The organism is Alteromonas sp. 4NH20-0056 (assembly GCF_057539655.1).
In genome coordinates this window covers 70,014-89,579 of the sequence record NZ_BAAJLS010000012.1, presented here as the reverse complement: position 1 = coordinate 89,579, position 19,566 = coordinate 70,014, and the positions used below count along the sequence as shown (strand labels likewise).

15 protein-coding genes are annotated in these 19,566 nt (G+C 44.3%); 2 read left to right on the top strand and 13 right to left on the bottom strand.

What is annotated here, in order from left to right; genetic code table 11:
* Positions 1-74: 74 nt before the first annotated feature.
* Together pta and AC27EZ_RS16660 are read right to left on the bottom strand one after the other, a co-directional pair.
* Positions 75-2,216 (bottom strand): phosphate acetyltransferase, encoded by a 2,142-nt coding sequence (gene pta, locus AC27EZ_RS16665; RefSeq protein WP_487136409.1) that lies wholly within the window; start codon positions 2,214-2,216, stop codon positions 75-77.
* Between the two features lie 12 nt (positions 2,217-2,228).
* The gene (locus tag AC27EZ_RS16660; protein ID WP_487136408.1) at positions 2,229-3,410 is read right to left on the bottom strand and encodes an acetate kinase; all 1,182 of its coding nucleotides are present in this window, start codon (positions 3,408-3,410) and stop codon (positions 2,229-2,231) included.
* Between the two features lie 513 nt (positions 3,411-3,923).
* On the opposite strand from AC27EZ_RS16660, the gene AC27EZ_RS16655 reads away from it, so the two are divergent.
* Positions 3,924-4,367: an Hsp20 family protein gene (locus tag AC27EZ_RS16655; RefSeq protein WP_487136407.1), complete on the top strand. Its 444-nt coding sequence runs from the start codon at positions 3,924-3,926 to the stop codon at positions 4,365-4,367.
* A gap of 94 nt (positions 4,368-4,461) precedes the next feature.
* Here AC27EZ_RS16655 and AC27EZ_RS16650 read toward each other — a convergent pair whose 3' ends face one another.
* The 10 genes from AC27EZ_RS16650 to dapB form a co-directional block, all read right to left on the bottom strand.
* Positions 4,462-5,034: a hypothetical protein gene (locus tag AC27EZ_RS16650; protein ID WP_487136406.1), complete on the bottom strand. Its 573-nt coding sequence runs from the start codon at positions 5,032-5,034 to the stop codon at positions 4,462-4,464.
* Between the two features lie 13 nt (positions 5,035-5,047).
* Positions 5,048-6,232 carry a S1 family peptidase gene (locus AC27EZ_RS16645; RefSeq protein ID WP_487136405.1) on the bottom strand — a complete coding sequence of 395 codons (1,185 nt, stop codon included), beginning with the start codon at positions 6,230-6,232 and terminating at the stop codon, positions 5,048-5,050.
* Between the two features lie 190 nt (positions 6,233-6,422).
* Positions 6,423-7,094 (bottom strand): hypothetical protein, encoded by a 672-nt coding sequence (locus AC27EZ_RS16640; RefSeq protein ID WP_487136404.1) that lies wholly within the window; start codon positions 7,092-7,094, stop codon positions 6,423-6,425.
* Between the two features lie 124 nt (positions 7,095-7,218).
* The gene (locus AC27EZ_RS16635) at positions 7,219-7,557 is read right to left on the bottom strand and encodes a DUF1294 domain-containing protein (protein WP_487136403.1); all 339 of its coding nucleotides are present in this window, start codon (positions 7,555-7,557) and stop codon (positions 7,219-7,221) included.
* A 29-nt stretch (positions 7,558-7,586) separates the two neighbouring features.
* A complete protein-coding gene (locus AC27EZ_RS16630) occupies positions 7,587-8,123 on the bottom strand; it encodes an NUDIX domain-containing protein (RefSeq protein WP_487136402.1) in 537 nt (178 codons plus the stop codon).
* Positions 8,124-8,191: 68 nt separating this feature from the next.
* On the bottom strand, positions 8,192-10,177 hold the full coding sequence (locus AC27EZ_RS16625; protein ID WP_487136401.1) for a methyl-accepting chemotaxis protein: 1,986 nt from the start codon (positions 10,175-10,177) through the stop codon (positions 8,192-8,194).
* A 329-nt stretch (positions 10,178-10,506) separates the two neighbouring features.
* A complete protein-coding gene (gene greA, locus AC27EZ_RS16620) occupies positions 10,507-10,983 on the bottom strand; it encodes a transcription elongation factor GreA (protein WP_487136400.1) in 477 nt (158 codons plus the stop codon).
* A gap of 117 nt (positions 10,984-11,100) precedes the next feature.
* On the bottom strand, positions 11,101-14,322 hold the full coding sequence (carB, locus tag AC27EZ_RS16615) for a carbamoyl-phosphate synthase large subunit (protein WP_487136399.1): 3,222 nt from the start codon (positions 14,320-14,322) through the stop codon (positions 11,101-11,103).
* A 12-nt stretch (positions 14,323-14,334) separates the two neighbouring features.
* Positions 14,335-15,465, bottom strand: a complete 1,131-nt coding sequence (gene carA / locus AC27EZ_RS16610) for a glutamine-hydrolyzing carbamoyl-phosphate synthase small subunit (protein WP_487136398.1) — start codon at positions 15,463-15,465, stop codon at positions 14,335-14,337.
* Positions 15,466-15,815: 350 nt separating this feature from the next.
* Positions 15,816-16,619 carry a 4-hydroxy-tetrahydrodipicolinate reductase gene (dapB, locus tag AC27EZ_RS16605; RefSeq protein WP_487136397.1) on the bottom strand — a complete coding sequence of 268 codons (804 nt, stop codon included), beginning with the start codon at positions 16,617-16,619 and terminating at the stop codon, positions 15,816-15,818.
* Positions 16,620-16,842: 223 nt separating this feature from the next.
* On the opposite strand from dapB, the gene AC27EZ_RS16600 reads away from it, so the two are divergent.
* Positions 16,843-17,529, top strand: a complete 687-nt coding sequence (locus AC27EZ_RS16600; protein WP_487136396.1) for a cytochrome b/b6 domain-containing protein — start codon at positions 16,843-16,845, stop codon at positions 17,527-17,529.
* A 57-nt stretch (positions 17,530-17,586) separates the two neighbouring features.
* Here AC27EZ_RS16600 and AC27EZ_RS16595 read toward each other — a convergent pair whose 3' ends face one another.
* Positions 17,587-19,491 carry a propionyl-CoA synthetase gene (locus tag AC27EZ_RS16595; RefSeq protein ID WP_487136395.1) on the bottom strand — a complete coding sequence of 635 codons (1,905 nt, stop codon included), beginning with the start codon at positions 19,489-19,491 and terminating at the stop codon, positions 17,587-17,589.
* Between the last annotated feature and the right edge of the window lie 75 nt (positions 19,492-19,566).

Sequence of the window (19,566 nt, the reverse complement as noted above, 5' to 3'; positions counted from 1 at the left end):
GGCTACGGTAGTATTTCCAAGGACAAACCAAAAAGGGAGCGCATTTCGCGCTCTCTTTTTTGTAAAACACAGTATTACCGGTCGGCAGCAGCCTGAATAGCAGTAAGGGCGATAGTAAATACAATGTCGTCTACCAGCGCACCGCGACTCAAATCGTTCACTGGCTTTCTCATGCCTTGTAGCATAGGCCCAATACACACTAGATCGAAGCTACGCTGTACCGCTTTATAGGTTGTATTACCCGTATTTAAATCGGGAAAAACAAATACGTTAGCCCTACCTGCAACGGGGCTATTAGGCGCCTTACTCCGACCAACACTTTCAATCGCCGCTGCATCGTACTGTAACGGACCGTCAATGAGTAAATCCGGACGCAATGATTGGGCAATTTTTGTTGCTTCTCTTACTTTTTCGACATCACTGCCCGCGCCAGACGTGCCGGTGCTGTAGCTTATCATGGCCACCCGCGGCTCAATCCCGAACATTTGCGCAGACGTGGCAGACTGAATAGCAATATCCGCTAATTGCTGTGCATTAGGGTCGGGATTAATTGCACAATCGCCATATACCAATACTTTGTCAGGCAGCAGCATGAAGAATACCGAGGATACTAACGATGCATTTTCTGCCGTTTTAATTAACTGTAATGCCGGCCTAATGGTATTCGCCGTTGTATTGATCGCACCAGAGACTAACCCGTCGACATCGTCACGCTGCAACATCATCGTCCCTAAAGTAACGTTATCTTGCAGCAATTCACCAGCAACCACATCGGTAACACCTTTGTGCCCACGAAGGTCGACCAAAGGCTTAATATAATCATTTCGAATTGCACTAGGAGCAAGAATTTCTACCCCTTCACCGAGAACCACCCCCTGCTGCTCTGCAATTCGGCGTACTTCCGCCTCTTCGCCTAGCAATACCGGGCGTGCGAGCCCTCTTTTAGCGCAAATTGATGCTGCAACCACCGTGCGCGGTTCAGTGCCCTCTGGTAACACAATACGCTTGTTAACCTGGCGAGCGCGATTAGTAAGATAAAATCGAAACGCAGAGGGTGACAGCATTTTTTGTCGCGATACTTTTTCGGTAAGCGAGCTGACCCACTTTGCATCTAAGCTTTCCGCAGTATGGATCATGACCTTTTCAATACGCTGACTGTCATCAACAGGCACTTCTTGATTAAATGCGTGAAGACTTTGTGCCGTTTGCCATGTGTTATTAGTGACCAACATTATCGGCAACCCTGTTTCCATGGCTTGACGGCATAGTGTCATCACATTGCTATCGGGCTCGTAACCGCCAGTAAGCAAAAGCGCACCAATTTTTGTCCCGTTTAACGCGGCAAGACAACTTGATACAAACACATCACTTCGATCACCTGATAGTACTAATAACGCCCCAGGCTTCAACGCATGGGTCATATTATGAATTTCACGTGCACAAAACGTCACGCTACTTAATCTACGTGTCGCGATATCACCTTCATTAAGTAAACGTGCTTTTAAGTGTTTACATACATCGATGGCCCTAGGGGATAAAAGCTCAGCGCTCCAATCCACGGTACCCAATAAACTCAACCCTTTGGAAAAAATAGGCAGTGTTCGCAGTGCCTCACTTCTTAATTCATCGTGCTCTTGCGCATCAATCACGCCAATGTCGGTACGAAGCCTGCCGTGTTCATCAAGAGGGGCATTAACTTTATTAAATATACATCCCACAACTTTCTTACTTTTATGGCCGCCATACGTATCGACGATAATCTCCAGCCGGTGATTTATATCAACGGGGTCATCGTTACTTGGCACACATACAAAAACAATATCAGCATCTAGCGCGCGACTTATCGCTAAGTTTAATCGCTCTGCGTAAGGATGATGTCGCGTAGTCACTAACCCTTCAATAACCGTAACCGCATCTTCTTTTTGATGGTTCTCAAAACGCTCTATAATTTCTTCAAGTAATTCATCGATATTGTCGTTACTTATCATTTCCTCCACATAATCGGGAGAAAATGGCGTAATTGGCGACACACTTGCGTGGTGAGAAATAATAGCCGTTGAACGTTCTTGGCCATTGTCGCCTTTACGAGGCTGGGCAACTGGCTTAAAAAAGTTTATTTTAATCGCTTGTTCTTCTAATGCGCGAACAAGACCCATGCTGACGGTGGTAAGCCCTACACTGGTGCCAACAGGGATAAGCATAATTCGACGAGACATAATTTCTCCTAGTTATGCGAAGCTGGCCGCTTCTTTAGCAATTACCCATTCTTCATTCGTTGGAATAACGAAAATGGGGTAGCGAGAAGACGCTGCGCTTATATCGCCTTTCGCCCCAAATCGCATCGCTTCATTCTTTTCACTGTCTACCGCGAAACCTAAGTGCGCAAAATATTCGAGCGTCGTTTGCCTAATAAGCGACGAATTCTCGCCAATACCACCAGTAAACGTTATAGCATCGAGTGATGGCGTGGCAATCATGTACCCCGCGATATATTTAGCCAAACGATAACAGAAGATTTCTAGCGCAAGCTTTGCGCCCTCGTGCCCGTCTTGCGCTGCATCTTCTAAGGTACGACAATCGTTGCTTAATTCTGAAATTCCTAGCAAACCTGACTGCTTATTTAGCAGATCATTGATCTCATCAGCTGATTTACCCAGCTTTTTCTGTAATGCGCCGGGCAAACTAGGGTCAAGATCACCGCATCGTGTGCCCATGACTAACCCCTCTAACGGCGTGAAGCCAAGACTCGTATCGACAGCAACCCCATTTTCAATAGCCGTCACACTGCAACCGTTGCCTAAATGGGCGCTAATAATACTTGTATCTTGAATTGGTTTTTTCATTAGGGCCGCAGCGCTGTCCAAAATAAACTTATGACTTGTGCCGTGAAAGCCGTAACGTCGAATACCGTGCTCTTTGTAAAGCGACATAGGAAGCGCGTAAATGTATGCGCGTTGGGGCATACTCTGAAAAAAAGATGTATCGAAAACGGCTACATGGGGTAACTCGGGATAGGCTGCTTGTGCGGTGATAATCCCTTTTAAATTAGCCATATTGTGAAGCGGTGCCATACTGGCATTCTGTTCAATGGCCTCAAGCACGTCGTTGGTCACCTTTGCAGCTTGTTTAAACTGCTCGCCACCGTGAACAACACGATGCCCAACCGCGATGGGTTTTACCCCCGTCGATTCAATAATATGTTGGATCGCGTTTAACGCTTCAGTATGAGAGGCAAAGTCAGGCAGTGACGCACGTTGCTTTTTATCCGCAATTTTATAAGACAGTGAAGCGTCATTATTGCCCAGACTTTCTGCAATACCCGTCAATCCTGCCTCGCCCGTTTCTGCATCTATAATTGCAAATTTAACAGACGAACTCCCACAATTTAAAACAACAACTTCTTTTTTCATATTCACTAGAGGTAAATTGGTATGACAATTAATATATTGAATTATAGCACTTGTTTCGCCGTATTTAAGATTAAATTGTTGTATTAGTGTTCAATACCTACCGTAATGGTAATATGTTTATCGTACCTATTTGCCGTTGCTTTATCTTCTTGGCCGCACAGACTTTCTCGCAACAAAAGTTCCCCCACCTACGTAAACACATTTTTCTCACGACAACACATCAGTTAAACGAACTGCGATGAGTCTATAGCAATACTATATATAGGCGGTTTGATGCGAACAACGCAATACCGAATAAAAAAATTAAAAATTAAAAATTAAAAGCATTTAAAATCAGATGCTTAAGCTTAACATTTGGCTTTTTTTAAATAATATTGCATGATAAACATTGAAAAATGAACAAGCAGTCACATATCTGTTATGTCGGCGCTGAAGCATCAGGTCGACACTAAACGCCGCCGAATTGTCGGGGCACAAACTTTTTACATATTGCTTAATTTAAAGGATATGACTATGCGTACTATCGATCTATCTCCACTTTACCGTTCATTCATTGGTTCTGACCACTTAGCGTCACTTGTTGATGCCGCTACTCGATCAGAAAAGCAAAATACCTATCCTCCTTACAACATCGAATTGCTTGGCGACGATAAATATCGCGTTACCATGGCCATCGCTGGATTTAGCAAAGAGGACGTCAATATTCAAGTGCAAGACAATACGTTGACGATTACCGGCACTAAGAAAGCCGAAGAGAAAGAAACGGCGGAGCGTAAATTTTTACATAAAGGTATTTCTGAGCGAAATTTCGAAAGGAAGTTTCAGTTAGGTGACCATGTAAAGGTGTTAGCAGCAGACATGGAGAATGGCTTACTACATATCGATATGGAGCGAGTCATACCAGAAGCGAAAAAACCTAGACAAATTGAAATCGGTTCACGCTTAATCGAAAACTAGCGCGACACAAGATAAAGTAGATTTCCCTGGTTTAAAGCAGCGCCCTTGCGGCGCTGCTTTTTTATTTGCACGCTTTTAATATCAGCCTCAAATACTATTCGCTGAAGTATTCCCAATACTCTGCAAATGTCTGTTGCACCACATCAGATTGACGTAGCTCTTTTAGAAACTGCGGTATGGTGTCTAATAAAAAACGTTCTTCTGTTGGAGACGTCTCATGCTCTTTGTAAGCAGATGTCCAAAGATTATCTACGTCGGTAGAATCCATTGTATATTCGAAACTTTCTATCGACTTACCTTGAACAAATACATCATAACGCACTTTGAACTCTGTGTTAGAGACTATGGGAATAATGCCCAATGTGCTTGCCGATAGCATAAGAGTAGAGGCCTGCGTGCCGTCTTGTTTTGTTCTGTGTCCCTTTAATACCCTTACGCCGATCGGTAATCCAACCGCCTTTTCATCTAACGCGGAAAAAGCCACATACTCTTCGAGTTTTGATTTTACTGACTTGTTGTCAACGTTCGTAACGAAGAATACAGGAGGATAGACTTTGCCCTCATGGGTATATTCAAATATTGGCGCACCATTGTCTTGCGCGCTAGCGCTAAGTGCGAACACGCTGAAAACGAACACTGGCATTATTCTAATAAAATAATTTTTCATTTTTAATATTCCGTTACTTATAACACAGCACTTGATTAGTGTACTCAACCGCGTTTTTCGACGCTTCTTCAAAGTTAGGCGACGCCGCATTCGCACTATATGCGAATCCACCATTGTCTAAAAACTTGGCTAATAAAGAAGTATCGATGGCGAAATTCACATTTTGTGATGTCGTACCCGCTTCAGATAACATCATCGCTTGATTAAGCGAACCAGAAACCACACCGAGTAATTGCCCTTTATAATCGACTACTGCACCACCACTGTTTCCAGGTTGAACAGGCGCTGAGAACTGAAAGCTTCCTTGGGCACCTTTTAAACCGCCTTGAGAAGTAACATTCCCCACCGTAAGGGAGGGATAATCAGAGAGTAGATTCGATAATGGAAAGCCGGTCGCGAATAGCGGTTTACCCAAACTAATTGGCGTATCTTTGCTGATAGAAATACTGTGGCTATTTGCGTAATTCGTGGTGAGTACGGCCAAATCTAACAGCGCACTTTTCTTACCAATATCAGCGACGTAAGTTTGTCCTTTATGGTTCACTTCAACCAGTATGCACTCGCTGACAACATGGGCAGCAGTAACCAACGTACCGTTATTATCGATATAAAAACCCGTACCGGTCCCTTCTGGGTTTATGTCATCAAAAAAGGCTTTGATAGAAACTTCGCTCGCTCTGTCAGCGTCTGACACAATTAAGTTATTACCGCTGGTATTCAAAAAATCGAATAGATTCTCTTTGATACTCTTAGCAAACGCGTTATATACCGCATTAAGGTCGTAAAACCCACCGGTACCACTCGCTTTGCTTTCTACATTACGTTTGAAAACCGTTTCACCTTTGCGGTTTTTAACAATGATTACAAGATCAGATTCGTATCCACCCCACATAAAATCCCAATCACTTACCGCCGCAAGCTGAATTAAATAGTCAAAGTCGCTCGTAGCGTTAAGCTTTTCCGAACGTTCAAATATGCCTTGCGTTACAAGCTCGGTAGCATCTTCTAACTTTCCGAAAAAGTTTATCTTATTTTCAGGCGTACTTTTATCCACGTGATAGGCAACAGAGACAGGAAGGGGTAATTCAATATTCGTATTAAGTTTAGTTTTTGTTTTTATCTGACCTGCGTTTTGTACAGGTGTAGCTTCACAGCCTAGCAATGCAAGCGCTATGAATACAATGACTATGTATTTCATGAGTAAGGCAGTCCATTTATCGGTGGGAGACGTTTTATTATTAGTATGGCTTAGTGGTTTTTAGGCGATGGGCCTTATTTTTTTGACTAAGACGTAGACGATTATGCGCCAATAGTGGCGCGAAATAAACAGTTAAGAAAGTCAGTGCGCTCTACTTAGTACCAGAGCACATGAATATAAAACGCCTAGCTTAATCACCGCTATCGTTCAATAAATGAATGCCAAGTGTAATAAACCACACAATTTGACCTAAACCAAACACAGCTGCAGTGGCCTCAAATAGTGCAACTTCAGATAAAAAGGAAAGGCCTGTGAGCAGTGTCAGCATGCCGGCAACGCCAACCGCAACGCCAAGCACGTGGGTGGCTTTATGGTAAACCTTTGCTTTAAGGCATACATAACTTATTAACAAAACCCAAAGCGCACCGAGTAATTCAATTCCCCCGCCTAGGGCATCTACTACAACACTGGTTGCTTTCAGCGCAATAACAGCACCACTTTCGTCGACGTTTGCATAATCGGCAAGAAAGGAAAGGCTTACCAGAAAAACAAACGTGCTCGCTAACACGAATGATGCCCATATCACACCTAATGTTGCGTTGTAACTTGCGATAACAGGCGATATTTTATTGAAACGACGGTGAAGCGATTGATTAAGTAGCAATAAACTTAAGCTAAATATGACACCAATAACGATGTATCCGAAAAAGAATATATCACGTTGGCCAATCAAAAATTGTAGGCGCCCTGTATCTGAATTATCTGATGGCGTACCAAGCATACCGAAAAAAAATACGAAGCCGAATACATAGGTGAGAGCACAAATAATTGAAGCAATACCGCCGGCTCGATTCAGTGTCATAACAGTTCCTTTTTACATTACGCTGTAGGTTGGTAAAGCATGAGTAAACTAAACAACGTAGGCGAAGGCAAATACACGATTGTAACAAGCCATGACATACGTGACTTTTCAGCAACGAACGAACTCATTCGGTAACGCCAGTGACAATAAACGTTAAGAGCGCCACACTATTAAAAAAGCTACTTAGCCAAAATAACGTCATAAACGCCGGTTTACTTCGCTTATGCTTAAATGCGTTCTGCGCTGCGAAAGCACCAGGCCAGCCTCCAGCAAGCCCGAAAAGATGCAAAGTGCGCTCTGACACACGTCTTTGATTATTTTTTGCTGCTGATTTGTCTAATCCGTAAATAAGAAACGTCACTGTATTCACCGCGACATACAGATAAAGCACGACATCATGCAACATGTTTAACTTTGTGAGAGAAACTAATGTTAAACAAAATACCACGACGATAAGCCACATGATTTTGCTTCTTCCCAGCGGCATAGCGATTAAATGAACCCTTTCAGTTTAGCCAAACCGTAGGCGTTACAACTCGATGCATCTTTTATATCACCAGATAAGATCATGTCGTGAAGTGTTTCAAGGCTAACCTTACAGACCCTTAAATCTTCTTCCTCAACATCGAGCTTTTGTTCACCAGGCGTCAACCCCGATGCTAAATAGATATGATAGCCCTGATTACAAAAGCCATAGGCAAGGTATTGAAACCCCACGTACTGCATTTTGCTGGCGGTAAGTCCAGTTTCTTCCTTCAATTCGCCAGCAGCAAGTAGGCTAGGGTCTGCATCAGGGTTTGACTCCCACGCACCCTGTGGAAATTCAAAACAACGTTCTTTTATTGTGTAGCGGTATTGTTCAACCAAGTAGACGTAACCATTTTCAACGGGAATAATAATAGCAAAGTCAGGTTTCTCTACTACGCCGTATATCCCTTCACGGCCACTTTCTCGCTCAATTCTATCTTCGCGAACCGTAAGCCATTTATTCTGATAAACGATGGTGGAGTCGAGGGTTTTTATACTCATTAACGCTTACTCTTTAGTGGGAACTAGATAAGAGCATAACGCGAATACAACGACACATCTAACGCATTTTAATCGATGGTAAAGTTCTCCATTGTTCTGTGAAGCATCATGTTGTTCTCTTTCATTTTGTCTGATAATGCCGACAATTCAGTCGCTATCGACACCTCGTGGGTCGCGGCTTCTTCTACTTCTACAACATCTTTGGCTACTTCTTGCATAGTGATAGACTGTTGTTCAGCAGCTGATGACATGTTGTTTGCCATTGCCTCCACATTGATAGATGCCGCCTTCACCTTTTCAGCGATAACGCGACCTTCATTTGAAATATTAACTGACTGCATTACGGCTTCAGTGTTCTTATTGACGTCGTTAACGACAACAACGCTGGCACCTTGCAAACTAGTAAGTAACTCTGAAATTTTATCTGAAGATGCGCGACTGCGCTGGGCAAGTTGCCTCACCTCGTCTGCTACAACAGCGAACCCCCTGCCATGGTCTCCCGCCCGCGCAGCTTCTATCGCCGCATTAAGCGCGAGTAGATTCGTTTGGTCTGACAATGCATTAATGGTTTCTAGTATTGCACCAATTTCTGTAACCTGCTGTTCCATTGCAGCAGCATTTGCCTGAACCCCCCTCATCTCATTACTCAGAGAGTCCATTGTCGCTCTTACCTTTTCATTTGCATCAAGTGATTCGTTAGCAAGAGATTCTAATTGCTTACTGGCCGATAATGTTTCAAATGAAGATTGTGCGATTTCTCTGCTTGTCATCGAAATCTCTTCAACGGCTGATGCAATACTTGTCGTCAACTGTTGCGTGTGGCTTGCATCGGACAGCATCGCCTTACTCGAGGTCTCTAACTCAGCAGATAACCTCGAACTAGCGGCTATTGATTGATCAAGTCCTCGGATTAAGTCTCGAAGGGCCAAAATCGTTAGGTTGACAGAGCGGGATATTTGCCCGAGTTCGTTATCTGTTTTCATTGCAATATCGATGGTAAGATCGCCGTTATTTGCTATTTTTTCGAGATTATTGACGAGCTTTGAGAGTTGACGATTTAGGATAGACAGCAATGCTTTGTAAACTAGTACTAAAAATACTGAGACCGAGGCAATGACGATAGCTGTAAGGGTCAGTGAAAAGTTTGCCTCTTCACGCTGTTCTATCGCAAAACTTTCCACGCTTTCGACGGCTTGTTTTAAAAAGCCGGCCACATCAGAAATTTGCGCGCTCGCCATAGAAAACCATTCTGAACTTGATGGTAACAGGTCGAAATTTACAGCGTCGGATAAAACTGACTGAGTAATATCCTCAATTCTTTGCGAGTTGCTGTTAGACAATAACGCGCTAAACGCGCTCTGTTTACTCGTTTCAAGGCTTAACTTAAGCTTTTTTGATAGATACGCAATCTCGTTCTCATAGCTCATTATCTCATTTATAAGCGGCGTTGATATGCTGCGATTTGCGAGCACACCATTTACTTTACCTCTTCGTTGTCCTAACTTTTCTTTTAGCTGAGCAAACAGTAAAACGTTTGATAAATATTGCTTTGCTTCTGTATTGCTTATTTCTAGCGTTAGTCTGCTTGCGGCGCTTAACGCTTTGCTATTTAGTGTACTGTAATATAAAAAAGCACGTTTACCGTTAACGCTGTCTACTTCGCGTCGTATGTCTGACTTGCTCTCAATATACTCGAGTAAAGGCGCGACAATTTTATCAGCATTAATCAGGCCTTGTTGTTGATTTCGTAGTAGTGCGGAAAGCGTGGTCACAGCACCATCAGCTTTCTCTCTTTGCGCGACCAAACGTGCCTTTGCCTCATCAGATGGGTTCCCTAGAAAACCCGCTGTAAGTCCACGCTCTACCGCATGGTGATGGGCAACCCTTTCCACTGCCGCGATAAGCGTGATCACTTGGACATCTTGTTCGGCATAGTGGGTCTTTTGATAAGACTGGCTTACATCTTTATATGCCAGATATATTATCGAAAACCCAAGCACGCATGCGCTGATAACAGTGAGTTGTAGTATTGATAGCTTTCGTAGAAGAAACACGTTCTCACACTCCATTGCTTTGAGGGTTTACAACTTAGCGTCGCGCTGTAAGGCTGCGCCATATTCAACACGGCTATCTTCAACAGCACCTTTAAAGAGGTGATAAAGGGAAGTGAGTCGATACCGCTATAATTATATTTTGAACTAAAGTATAGAAGCTGATTAAAAAGCAGCCAGCGTATAGCGACGTTTAACGTTAATTTTTTTTAATAAAGCAAGGAGGTTGTTGAGTAATTGCAGTCTCAGGCGCAAAAGTGAACGTAATGTAGATGTAAAAAAACACCGCTCAGAACAGCGGTGTTTTTGATACTAATGGGTGATATATCTGATTAGATATATTCAACTTCGATGATTTCAACTTCGACAGCGCCGGCTGGCGTTTTAATCGTCACCATATCATCAAGCTGCTTGCCAATAAGCCCGCGAGCGATTGGGGAATTTACCGAAATAAGATTATTTTTAATATCCGCTTCATCATCACCAACAATGCGGTATGTTGTCTCTTCTTCGTTGTCGACGTTCAAAATAGTGACGGTAGTGCCAAAAATCACTTTGCCGTTGTTATCCATTTTTGTGACGTCAATAATTTGAGCGTTAGAAAGCTTACCTTCGATATCTTGGATGCGGCCTTCACAAAAGCTTTGTTGCTCTCGTGCAGCATGATATTCCGCGTTCTCTTTCAAGTCACCGTGCTCACGCGCGTCTGCGATATCAGCAATGATACGAGGGCGGGTTTTAGTTTTAAGTTCGTTTAATTCGTCACGCAATAGGTTTGCGCCACGTGCTGTCATAGGATACTGACTCATGGATACAGTCTCATCTGGCTGATAAATATTTAACAGAAAAGTGCGCCAATAGGCGCACTTTTTTTGATTCACACAAATGTAATGACGAAAGGATACCGCGTATCCTTCGTTATGTCATTAGTGTTTAAGCCTCGCATGTAGCTCTTGTACTGATGAGACTTTATTTCGATCATCAGCAGACTTCGCTCTAATTGTTGCGAACGCTGCATTCATCGTTGTGGTGTAGGTTACTTTATTAAGCAACGCTTCGCGACGAATGTACACTGAATCGGTAATGGCCTTACGTCCCTCAGTGGTGTTGATGATATAAGCGTATTCACCATTTTTAATAGCATCAACAATGTTCGGACGCCCCTCAGATAACTTATTAACAACAGAGCTCTTAATGCCTGCATCGTAAAGCGTCGTCGCAGTACCGCGAGTGGCTTCAATATCAAACCCAGCTTCCACTAGCACTTTTGCCAACTCGATTATTTTCGACTTGTCATTGTTGCGAACAGAAATGAGCGCTTTACCAGACTTTGGCAACGGCGCACCAGCGCCAAGGTTAGCTTTAGCATAGGCTTCTTCAAACGAGTCACCCACCCCCATCACTTCGCCTGTAGAGCGCATTTCAGGGCCAAGAAGTGGGTCAACACCTTGGAATTTAGCAAACGGCAGCACGACTTCTTTAACCGAATAGAACGGAGGAATCACTTCTTCTGTTACGCCTTGGTCAGCTAAGCTCACACCAGCCATTGCGCGAGCAGCAACTTTTGCTAATGGTACGCCCGTCGCTTTCGATACAAAAGGAACGGTACGCGCAGCGCGAGGGTTAACCTCAATAAGGTACACCTCGCCGTGTTTGATGGCGAACTGCGTATTCATAAGACCAACCACACCAAGTTCTAAGGCCATTGCACGCACTTGCTCTCGCATTGTGTCCTGAATGTCTTTAGACAGTGAGTGAGGCGGTAACGAACAGGCAGAATCACCAGAGTGAACACCCGCTTGCTCGATATGCTCCATAATGCCGCCAATAACAACGTCTTTTCCGTCGCATATTGCATCAATATCAACTTCAATGGCATCGTCTAAGAACCTGTCTAACAAGACTGGTGCATCGTTAGACACTTTTACCGCTTCGGTTAAGTACCTTTTCAAATCTTTAACGTCATAAACGATTTCCATTGCGCGACCACCTAATACATAGGATGGGCGAACAACAAGTGGGAAGCCAATTTCTTCAGCCATCAATAATGCTTGCTCGACGTTAGTTACCGTCGCATTCGCAGGTTGCTTTAGACTGAGTTTGTTTACCATTTGCTGGAAACGTTCTCTGTCTTCCGCACGGTCGATAGCTTCTGGCGACGTCCCCATAATTGAAACGCCTGCAGCCTCAAGCTCCCGTGCTAATTTAAGCGGAGTTTGACCACCGTACTGAACGATGACGCCTTTTGGCTTTTCTTTCGCAACAATTTCGAGTACATCTTCTAGCGTAACCGGCTCAAAATAAAGTCGATCTGATGTGTCGTAGTCAGTTGAAACCGTTTCAGGGTTACAGTTAACCATGATCGTTTCATAACCATCTTCACGCATAGACAACGCAGCGTGAACACAACAGTAATCAAATTCGATACCTTGACCAATACGGTTAGGGCCGCCACCCAACACCATAATCTTTTCATTATTAGTAGGGGCTGCTTCACACTCTTCGTCATAGGTAGAGTACATGTACGCTGTGCTAGTAGAGAACTCTGCAGCACAAGTATCAACGCGTTTGTAAACCGGTGAAATACCAAAGCTACGGCGCGTTTCTCGAATATCACTTTCAGCAACTTTTGTTAGCTCTGCTAAACGAGAGTCAGAAAACCCTTTGCGTTTTAATGTGCGCATAAAGTCAGCGTCGATATTCGGTAGGCCATGCTCTGCAACCTTTGCCTCAAGAAGAATAAGGTCTTCAAGTTGCACAAGGTACCAACGGTCGATGTTAGTAAGGTTAAACACCTCATCAACGGTCATTCCCATTCTGAATGCGTCACCGATGTACCAAATACGCTCAGCGCCCGGTTGACGAAGCTCATAAATCACCTTATTGCGTGACTCAGGATCATCAAGGTCAACCATGGAGTTTAATCCATTAGCACCCACTTCTAGACCACGAAGTGCTTTTTGCAAAGACTCTTGCTGGTTACGACCTATTGCCATCACCTCACCTACCGACTTCATCTGAGTCGTAAGGCGATCATTAGCTCCAGCAAATTTTTCAAAATTAAAGCGAGGAATTTTAGTCACAACATAATCAATCGAAGGCTCGAATGATGCTGGGGTTAACCCCCCTGTAATATCGTTGGCTAATTCGTCGAGCGTGTAGCCTACAGCAAGTTTCGCTGCAACTTTGGCAATCGGGAAACCTGTTGCCTTTGACGCTAGGGCTGAAGAACGAGACACTCGCGGGTTCATCTCAATGATGACCATGCGGCCAGTATTTGGATCGATACCAAACTGTACGTTAGAGCCACCCGTTTCAACGCCAATTTCACGTAGCACTGCCATTGCAGCATTGCGCATAAGCTGAAACTCTTTGTCAGTTAGCGTTTGTGCTGGTGCTACGGTGATTGAGTCACCTGTATGGACGCCCATCGGGTCGAAGTTTTCGATTGTGCACACAATAATGCAGTTGTCTGCTTTATCGCGTACCACTTCCATTTCATACTCTTTCCAACCAAGTAACGATTCGTCGATAAGCAGTTCACTCGTAGGCGACAAATCTAAACCGCGATTACATATTTCATTGAACTCATCAATGTTATACGCGATACCGCCGCCCGTTCCACCCATTGTAAAAGACGGGCGAATAATACATGGAAAACCTATACGGCTTAGGACATCGTGCGCTTCATCCATCGTATGAGCAATTTCAGCACGAGGACACTCTAAGCCAATGCTTTTCATTGCCTTATCAAAACGCTCGCGGTTCTCTGCTTTATCAATCGCATCAGCCGTGGCGCCAATAAGTTCACAACCAAACTCGGCAAGTACACCATGTTTATCAAGGTCAAGTGCACAATTTAATGCGGTCTGCCCACCCATTGTTGGGAGGATAGCATCAGGGCGCTCTTTCTCAATAATCTTACGTACTACTTCCCAGTGAATAGGCTCAATATACGTAGCGTCGGCCATTTCAGGGTCGGTCATAATCGTGGCGGGGTTTGAATTCACCAAAATGACACGATACCCCTCTTCACGAAGGGCTTTACAGGCTTGAGCACCTGAATAGTCAAATTCGCAGGCCTGACCAATAACAATAGGGCCAGCACCTATTATAAGAATGCTTTTAATGTCTGTACGTTTAGGCATAGTAACGCGTTCCTACTGCTTATGTTGTTCGATAAGTTCAATAAAATGGTCGAATAGTGGCGCCGCTTCGTGCGGACCTGGACTAGCTTCCGGATGACCTTGGAAACTAAAGGCAGGTTTATCTGTGCGATGTATACCCTGCAACGACTTATCGAATAGTGAAACGTGAGTAACTTCTAAGTTTTCAGGTAAGCTAGACTCGTCTACCGCGAAACCATGGTTCTGGCTTGTGATCATAACCACATTGCGTTTCAGATCTTTAACTGGGTGGTTAGCGCCATGATGACCAAACTTCATCTTCACTGTCTTAGCACCACTCGCTAGCGCGAGTAGTTGATGACCTAAGCAAATCCCAAATACCGGCGTACCCGTTTCAACTATGGTTTTTATTGCTGCAATAGCATAGTCGCACGGCTCTGGGTCGCCAGGGCCATTAGAAAGAAAAACACCATCAGGGTTCATTGCCAAAACGTCTTGCGCTGTCGTTTGCGCGGGTACCAGCGTAATCTTACAGCCGCGGTCAGCTAACATACGAAGGATGTTATTCTTAACGCCATAATCATAAGCAACAACATGATATTTCGAGTTACTTGGTGTGACGTAACCTTTGCCCAGTTCCCAGCTGCCTTCTGTCCATGTCTTTGGCTCGGTGATGCTAACCACTTTCGCTAAATCCATACCTTTTAGCCCTGGAAATGCTTTAGCCTGAGCCAACGCATCTGCTTCATCTAAGCTATCTGTACAAATGATACAACCGTTTTGCGCGCCTTTGTCACGAAGAATACGTGTTAATCGGCGAGTATCGATATCAGCAATACCTACTACGCCTTTGGCTTTTAAGTATTCAGATAATGACTGTTGTGAACGAAAGTTACTAGCAACAAGCGGTAGGTCACGAATGATAAGACCTTTCGACCAGATTTTATCTGCTTCGACATCTTCTTCGTTAGCGCCTGTATTGCCAATGTGTGGATATGTAAGTGTGATGAGTTGTTCAGCGTAGGATGGATCGGTAATAATTTCTTGATAGCCTGTCATGGAAGTATTAAAAACAACTTCCCCAACGGCGGAGCCTTGCGCACCAATCGCCGTACCTTTAAAAACAGAACCGTCCTCTAACACCAAAAGGGCAGAATTAGCCAAGTCAACCTCCAGATTAAGGATAACTATGCGTTTGCACAGTTTCCTGTTCAAACCCCACAAAAAACGGGACAAGTGAAAAACACACACCCCGTTTTACGATCTTTGCAGCTAATAAAACCGCGTTCTTCAGCTTAGTTTCAAGCCTCAAAAAGCGAAATTCTGGCAAATTCCGGCGAGTATACATGACTCTCGGAAAATGTCTAATTTATTTGCATTTATTTAGTAAAATACCGCTTTAACAACCTTTTTGGTTTAGAACCGCCAAAACCACAGCTTAGTGTTTAATTTTAATGCACAGAAGAAGACCGCATCGCGATGCCTCTTCGTTCATCAACGCATTTTGAACCCACTTACGACGGCAAACCAAGTACGTGTGCCATTGAGTATAGGCCAGGTTCTCTGCCATGCAACCATTGTGCAGCATGAACAGCGCCTTTCGCAAAGGTCAGTCTGCTAGATGCTTTGTGCGTAATTTCTAACCTTTCACCGATATCGGCGAACAGTGCGGTATGTTCACCTACAATATCTCCTGCTCTAACGGTCGCAAAGCCAATAGTACCTTGGTCTCTTTCTGGTTCTTTACCTTCTCGCCCATAGACTGCACAGGTTTTTAAGTCGCGACCTAGCTCGTCAGCAATCGCTTCACCAATGGCCATTGCAGTACCTGAAGGCGCATCTTGTTTAAATCTATGGTGTGCTTCTGTGATTTCGATATCAGCAGTATTGCCCAATACGCTGGCCGCTTGACGGACCAGTGAAAGCATCAGGTTTACGCCAACACTATAATTAGCTGCGAAAACAATCGGGATATGCTTAGCTGCGTCATCAAGCGCGGCAAGCTGAGCATCATTGAGACCTGTTGTTCCAATCACTACAGGCATCTTGTTCTCAACACACCACGCCAAATTACTTTCGATAACCGCAGGAAGCGTAAAGTCAATCATGACATCAGCACTATCATGCTGAAGCGAAGAGATTGGGCTGCATGTGACTGGCTTGTTGCCAATGCCTGCCAACTCCCCCACATTCATACCCACCCACGCAGAATCATCACGTACGGTTGCAATGCTCAACGTTGCGTCTTCACTTAAATCGAGTGCTTCGACAAGTACTCTTCCCATGCGACCATTGGCGCCAAACAAACCTACTTTCATTATCAGTTTTCTTATTTCATAAACGATAGAACGCATTTTGCCAAATAGAGACACTATTGCAATGTGAATGTTATACCGTTTGAGACTAAAAGCAGTCCATTTAAGCTAGTAGGGCTTTGCTGCTCCTGCAATAGTTTTCGGTGCACAGGACAAAAATAAGAACAAAAGGCTCGTGTTTATGGTTACGCTTCGATAGCATATTACTATTACTTCGAATGACTCAATGATGATGAAAAAAGCGTTAATTTGGGATCTTCCCACCCGACTTTTTCACTGGTTATTAGTAGCCAGCCTAATGGCCCAATATGTGACTGCGGCGTGGTTGGATAATGCGGTTCAATGGCATTTCTATATCGGTTACTTTACGCTCGGCCTCATTGCTTTTCGCATCATTTGGGGTGTCATAGGGCCGAAGTATGCGCGATTTTCACAGTTTGTGACCGGTCCTTCTTCCGTCGTTAAATACATACAAACATTATTTTCAAGAAAAGCCGCCCCGACGGCGGGTCATAACCCTTTGGGCGGTTGGTTTGTCGTTATCATGTTGGTGCTTGTTGCCGTACAGGGCATATCAGGGTTATTTATGACCGACGATGTATTTTTAGATGGCCCATATAGGCAAATGGCTGATAGCGATACTATCGAGGTGATGAATTGGCTACATCATGTCGCGTTTGACACACTTATTTATGTGATAGCACTTCATATTGGCGCCATAACCTTTTATACCTTTTATAAAAAGCAGCCTCTAGTGCCAGCAATGTTACACGGAAAAAAGCGTACAAATGATTACAGCATCAAAAGCTCTCGCATGCTTTTGGCTGTTATTATTTCATTGTGTGTTGCAGGCGCGTTGTACTATGCCATTGAAATCTATCCTCCTGTGCCTGTTGTAGACGACTATTTTTAACCCCAAATATTCCACAATAAAAAAGAGAGGGTTGTCTCTCTTTTTTATTGTGCGTTGTTACTCACGTATAGGTCCAGCGACTAACCCTTTATCTTGCATCAATGCCGCGATTTCATAAACACTGGCAGGGTCATCAATGGTCGATGGAATAGAAAACGCATCGTTTGCAGCAATTTGCCTCAACAGTTTGCGCAATATTTTACCCGACCTTGTTTTTGGCAGGCGCTTCACGACAATGGCTCGTTTAAAGCTTGCCACCGGCCCAATAGTCTCTCGAACCGCTTTAACCAGTTCATGCTCTAACGTTTCCTCGTCGATATCGACGCCATCTTTTAATAAAACAAGCCCTACCGGACTTTGCCCTTTTAATTTATCGGCAATACCAATAACACTGCATTCTGCTACCGCTGGATGCGATGCCAATATCTCTTCCATCTCTCCGGTAGATAACCTGTGCCCTGCTACGTTAATCACATCGTCGGTGCGCCCCATAATAAAAATATAGCCATCATCGTCTATATAACCATTGTCACCTGTACTGTAGTACCCTTCAAACTCGGTTAAATAACCCGTTTTAAAACGCTCATGATCTTGCCAAATAGTTGATAGGCATCCCGGAGGTAGCGGCAGAGATACAACGATTGCCCCTTTTTGATTGGTTTTTTCCGTTGCACCGCTGGCGTTAAGCACCTTAACGTTGAAACCAGGTGTTGGAACGCTTGACGATCCTGGTTTTGTCTTTAACATTTCAACGCCAACAGGATTAGAGCAAATAGGCCAGCCGGTTTCAGTTTGCCACCAATGATCGATAACAGGCTTACCGGTTTTCTCGACTGTCCAATAGTACGTCGGTGGGTCTAAACGCTCGCCTGCCATGAATATCGTGCGCAGCGATGAAAGATTGTAATTTTCGATAAGCTGTCCATTAGGATCTTCTTTTCGGATAGCGCGAAACGCAGTTGGCGCTGCAAACAATACATTGACCTTATGTGCTTCAACAACGCGCCAAAACGCGCCCGCGTTAGGTGTTCCAACGGGCTTTCCTTCGTATAACACCGTGGTCGCGCCTTTAATCAACGGCCCGTAAACAATGTAAGAGTGACCAACAACCCAGCCCACATCAGAGGCAGCCCAAAATACATCTTCTTGGCTAATACCATAAATAGCCTCCATCGAATAATGCAGCGCCACAGCATGGCCTCCATTATCACGAACCACACCTTTTGGTTTTCCGGTAGTGCCCGATGTATAAAGAACATAAAGAGGGTCTGTCGCATCAACCTCGATGCATTCAGCCGGTTCACTTGTTTCTGTGAGATGATGCCAATCATAGTCATAGTCAGGCGTCAGGTCAGCGGTTACATTAGGACGCTGAAATACTACGCAGCTAGATGGTTTATATTTGCTCAGTGAAATAGCCTCATCAACCAAGGGTTTATAAGCCAGTACTTTTTTACCCTCAATACCACAAGACGCAGTAACGAGCACCGCAGGTTTCGCATCGTCAATTCTTACAGCAAGTTCTTTTGCTGCAAAACCACCGAATACCACGCAATGAATCGCGCCCAGCCTTGCCACCGCAAGCATCGCTATAGTGGCCTGCGGGATCATCGGCATGTAAATCACCACCGTGTCGCCTTTCTTTACCCCCAAGCGTGCCAAAGCACCGGCAAACGTTGCTACAGCATCAAGCAATTCTAAATAGCTCCAATACTGGGTCGTATTAGTAACGGGCGAGTCATAAATAAGCGCGGTCTTATCACCCCGTCCGGCGATAACATGATGATCTAGTGCAAGATAACTCGTGTTAAGCTTCCCACCTGCAAACCATTGATGATATTGGTTATTATCAATTGATAAGGCACCTGGTGGAGAGGTAAACCAGGGTAACGCTTGCGATTTCTCGAGCCAAAATTGCTCTGGTTCATTGGTAGAAGCGCTATATTCAGATAAATATGTCATGTTGGTGTCCGGCAACGAATCCTTTCGCTTACCGTAACGCACCCTACCCTGTGTAACGTATAAGACTTCAGGCGT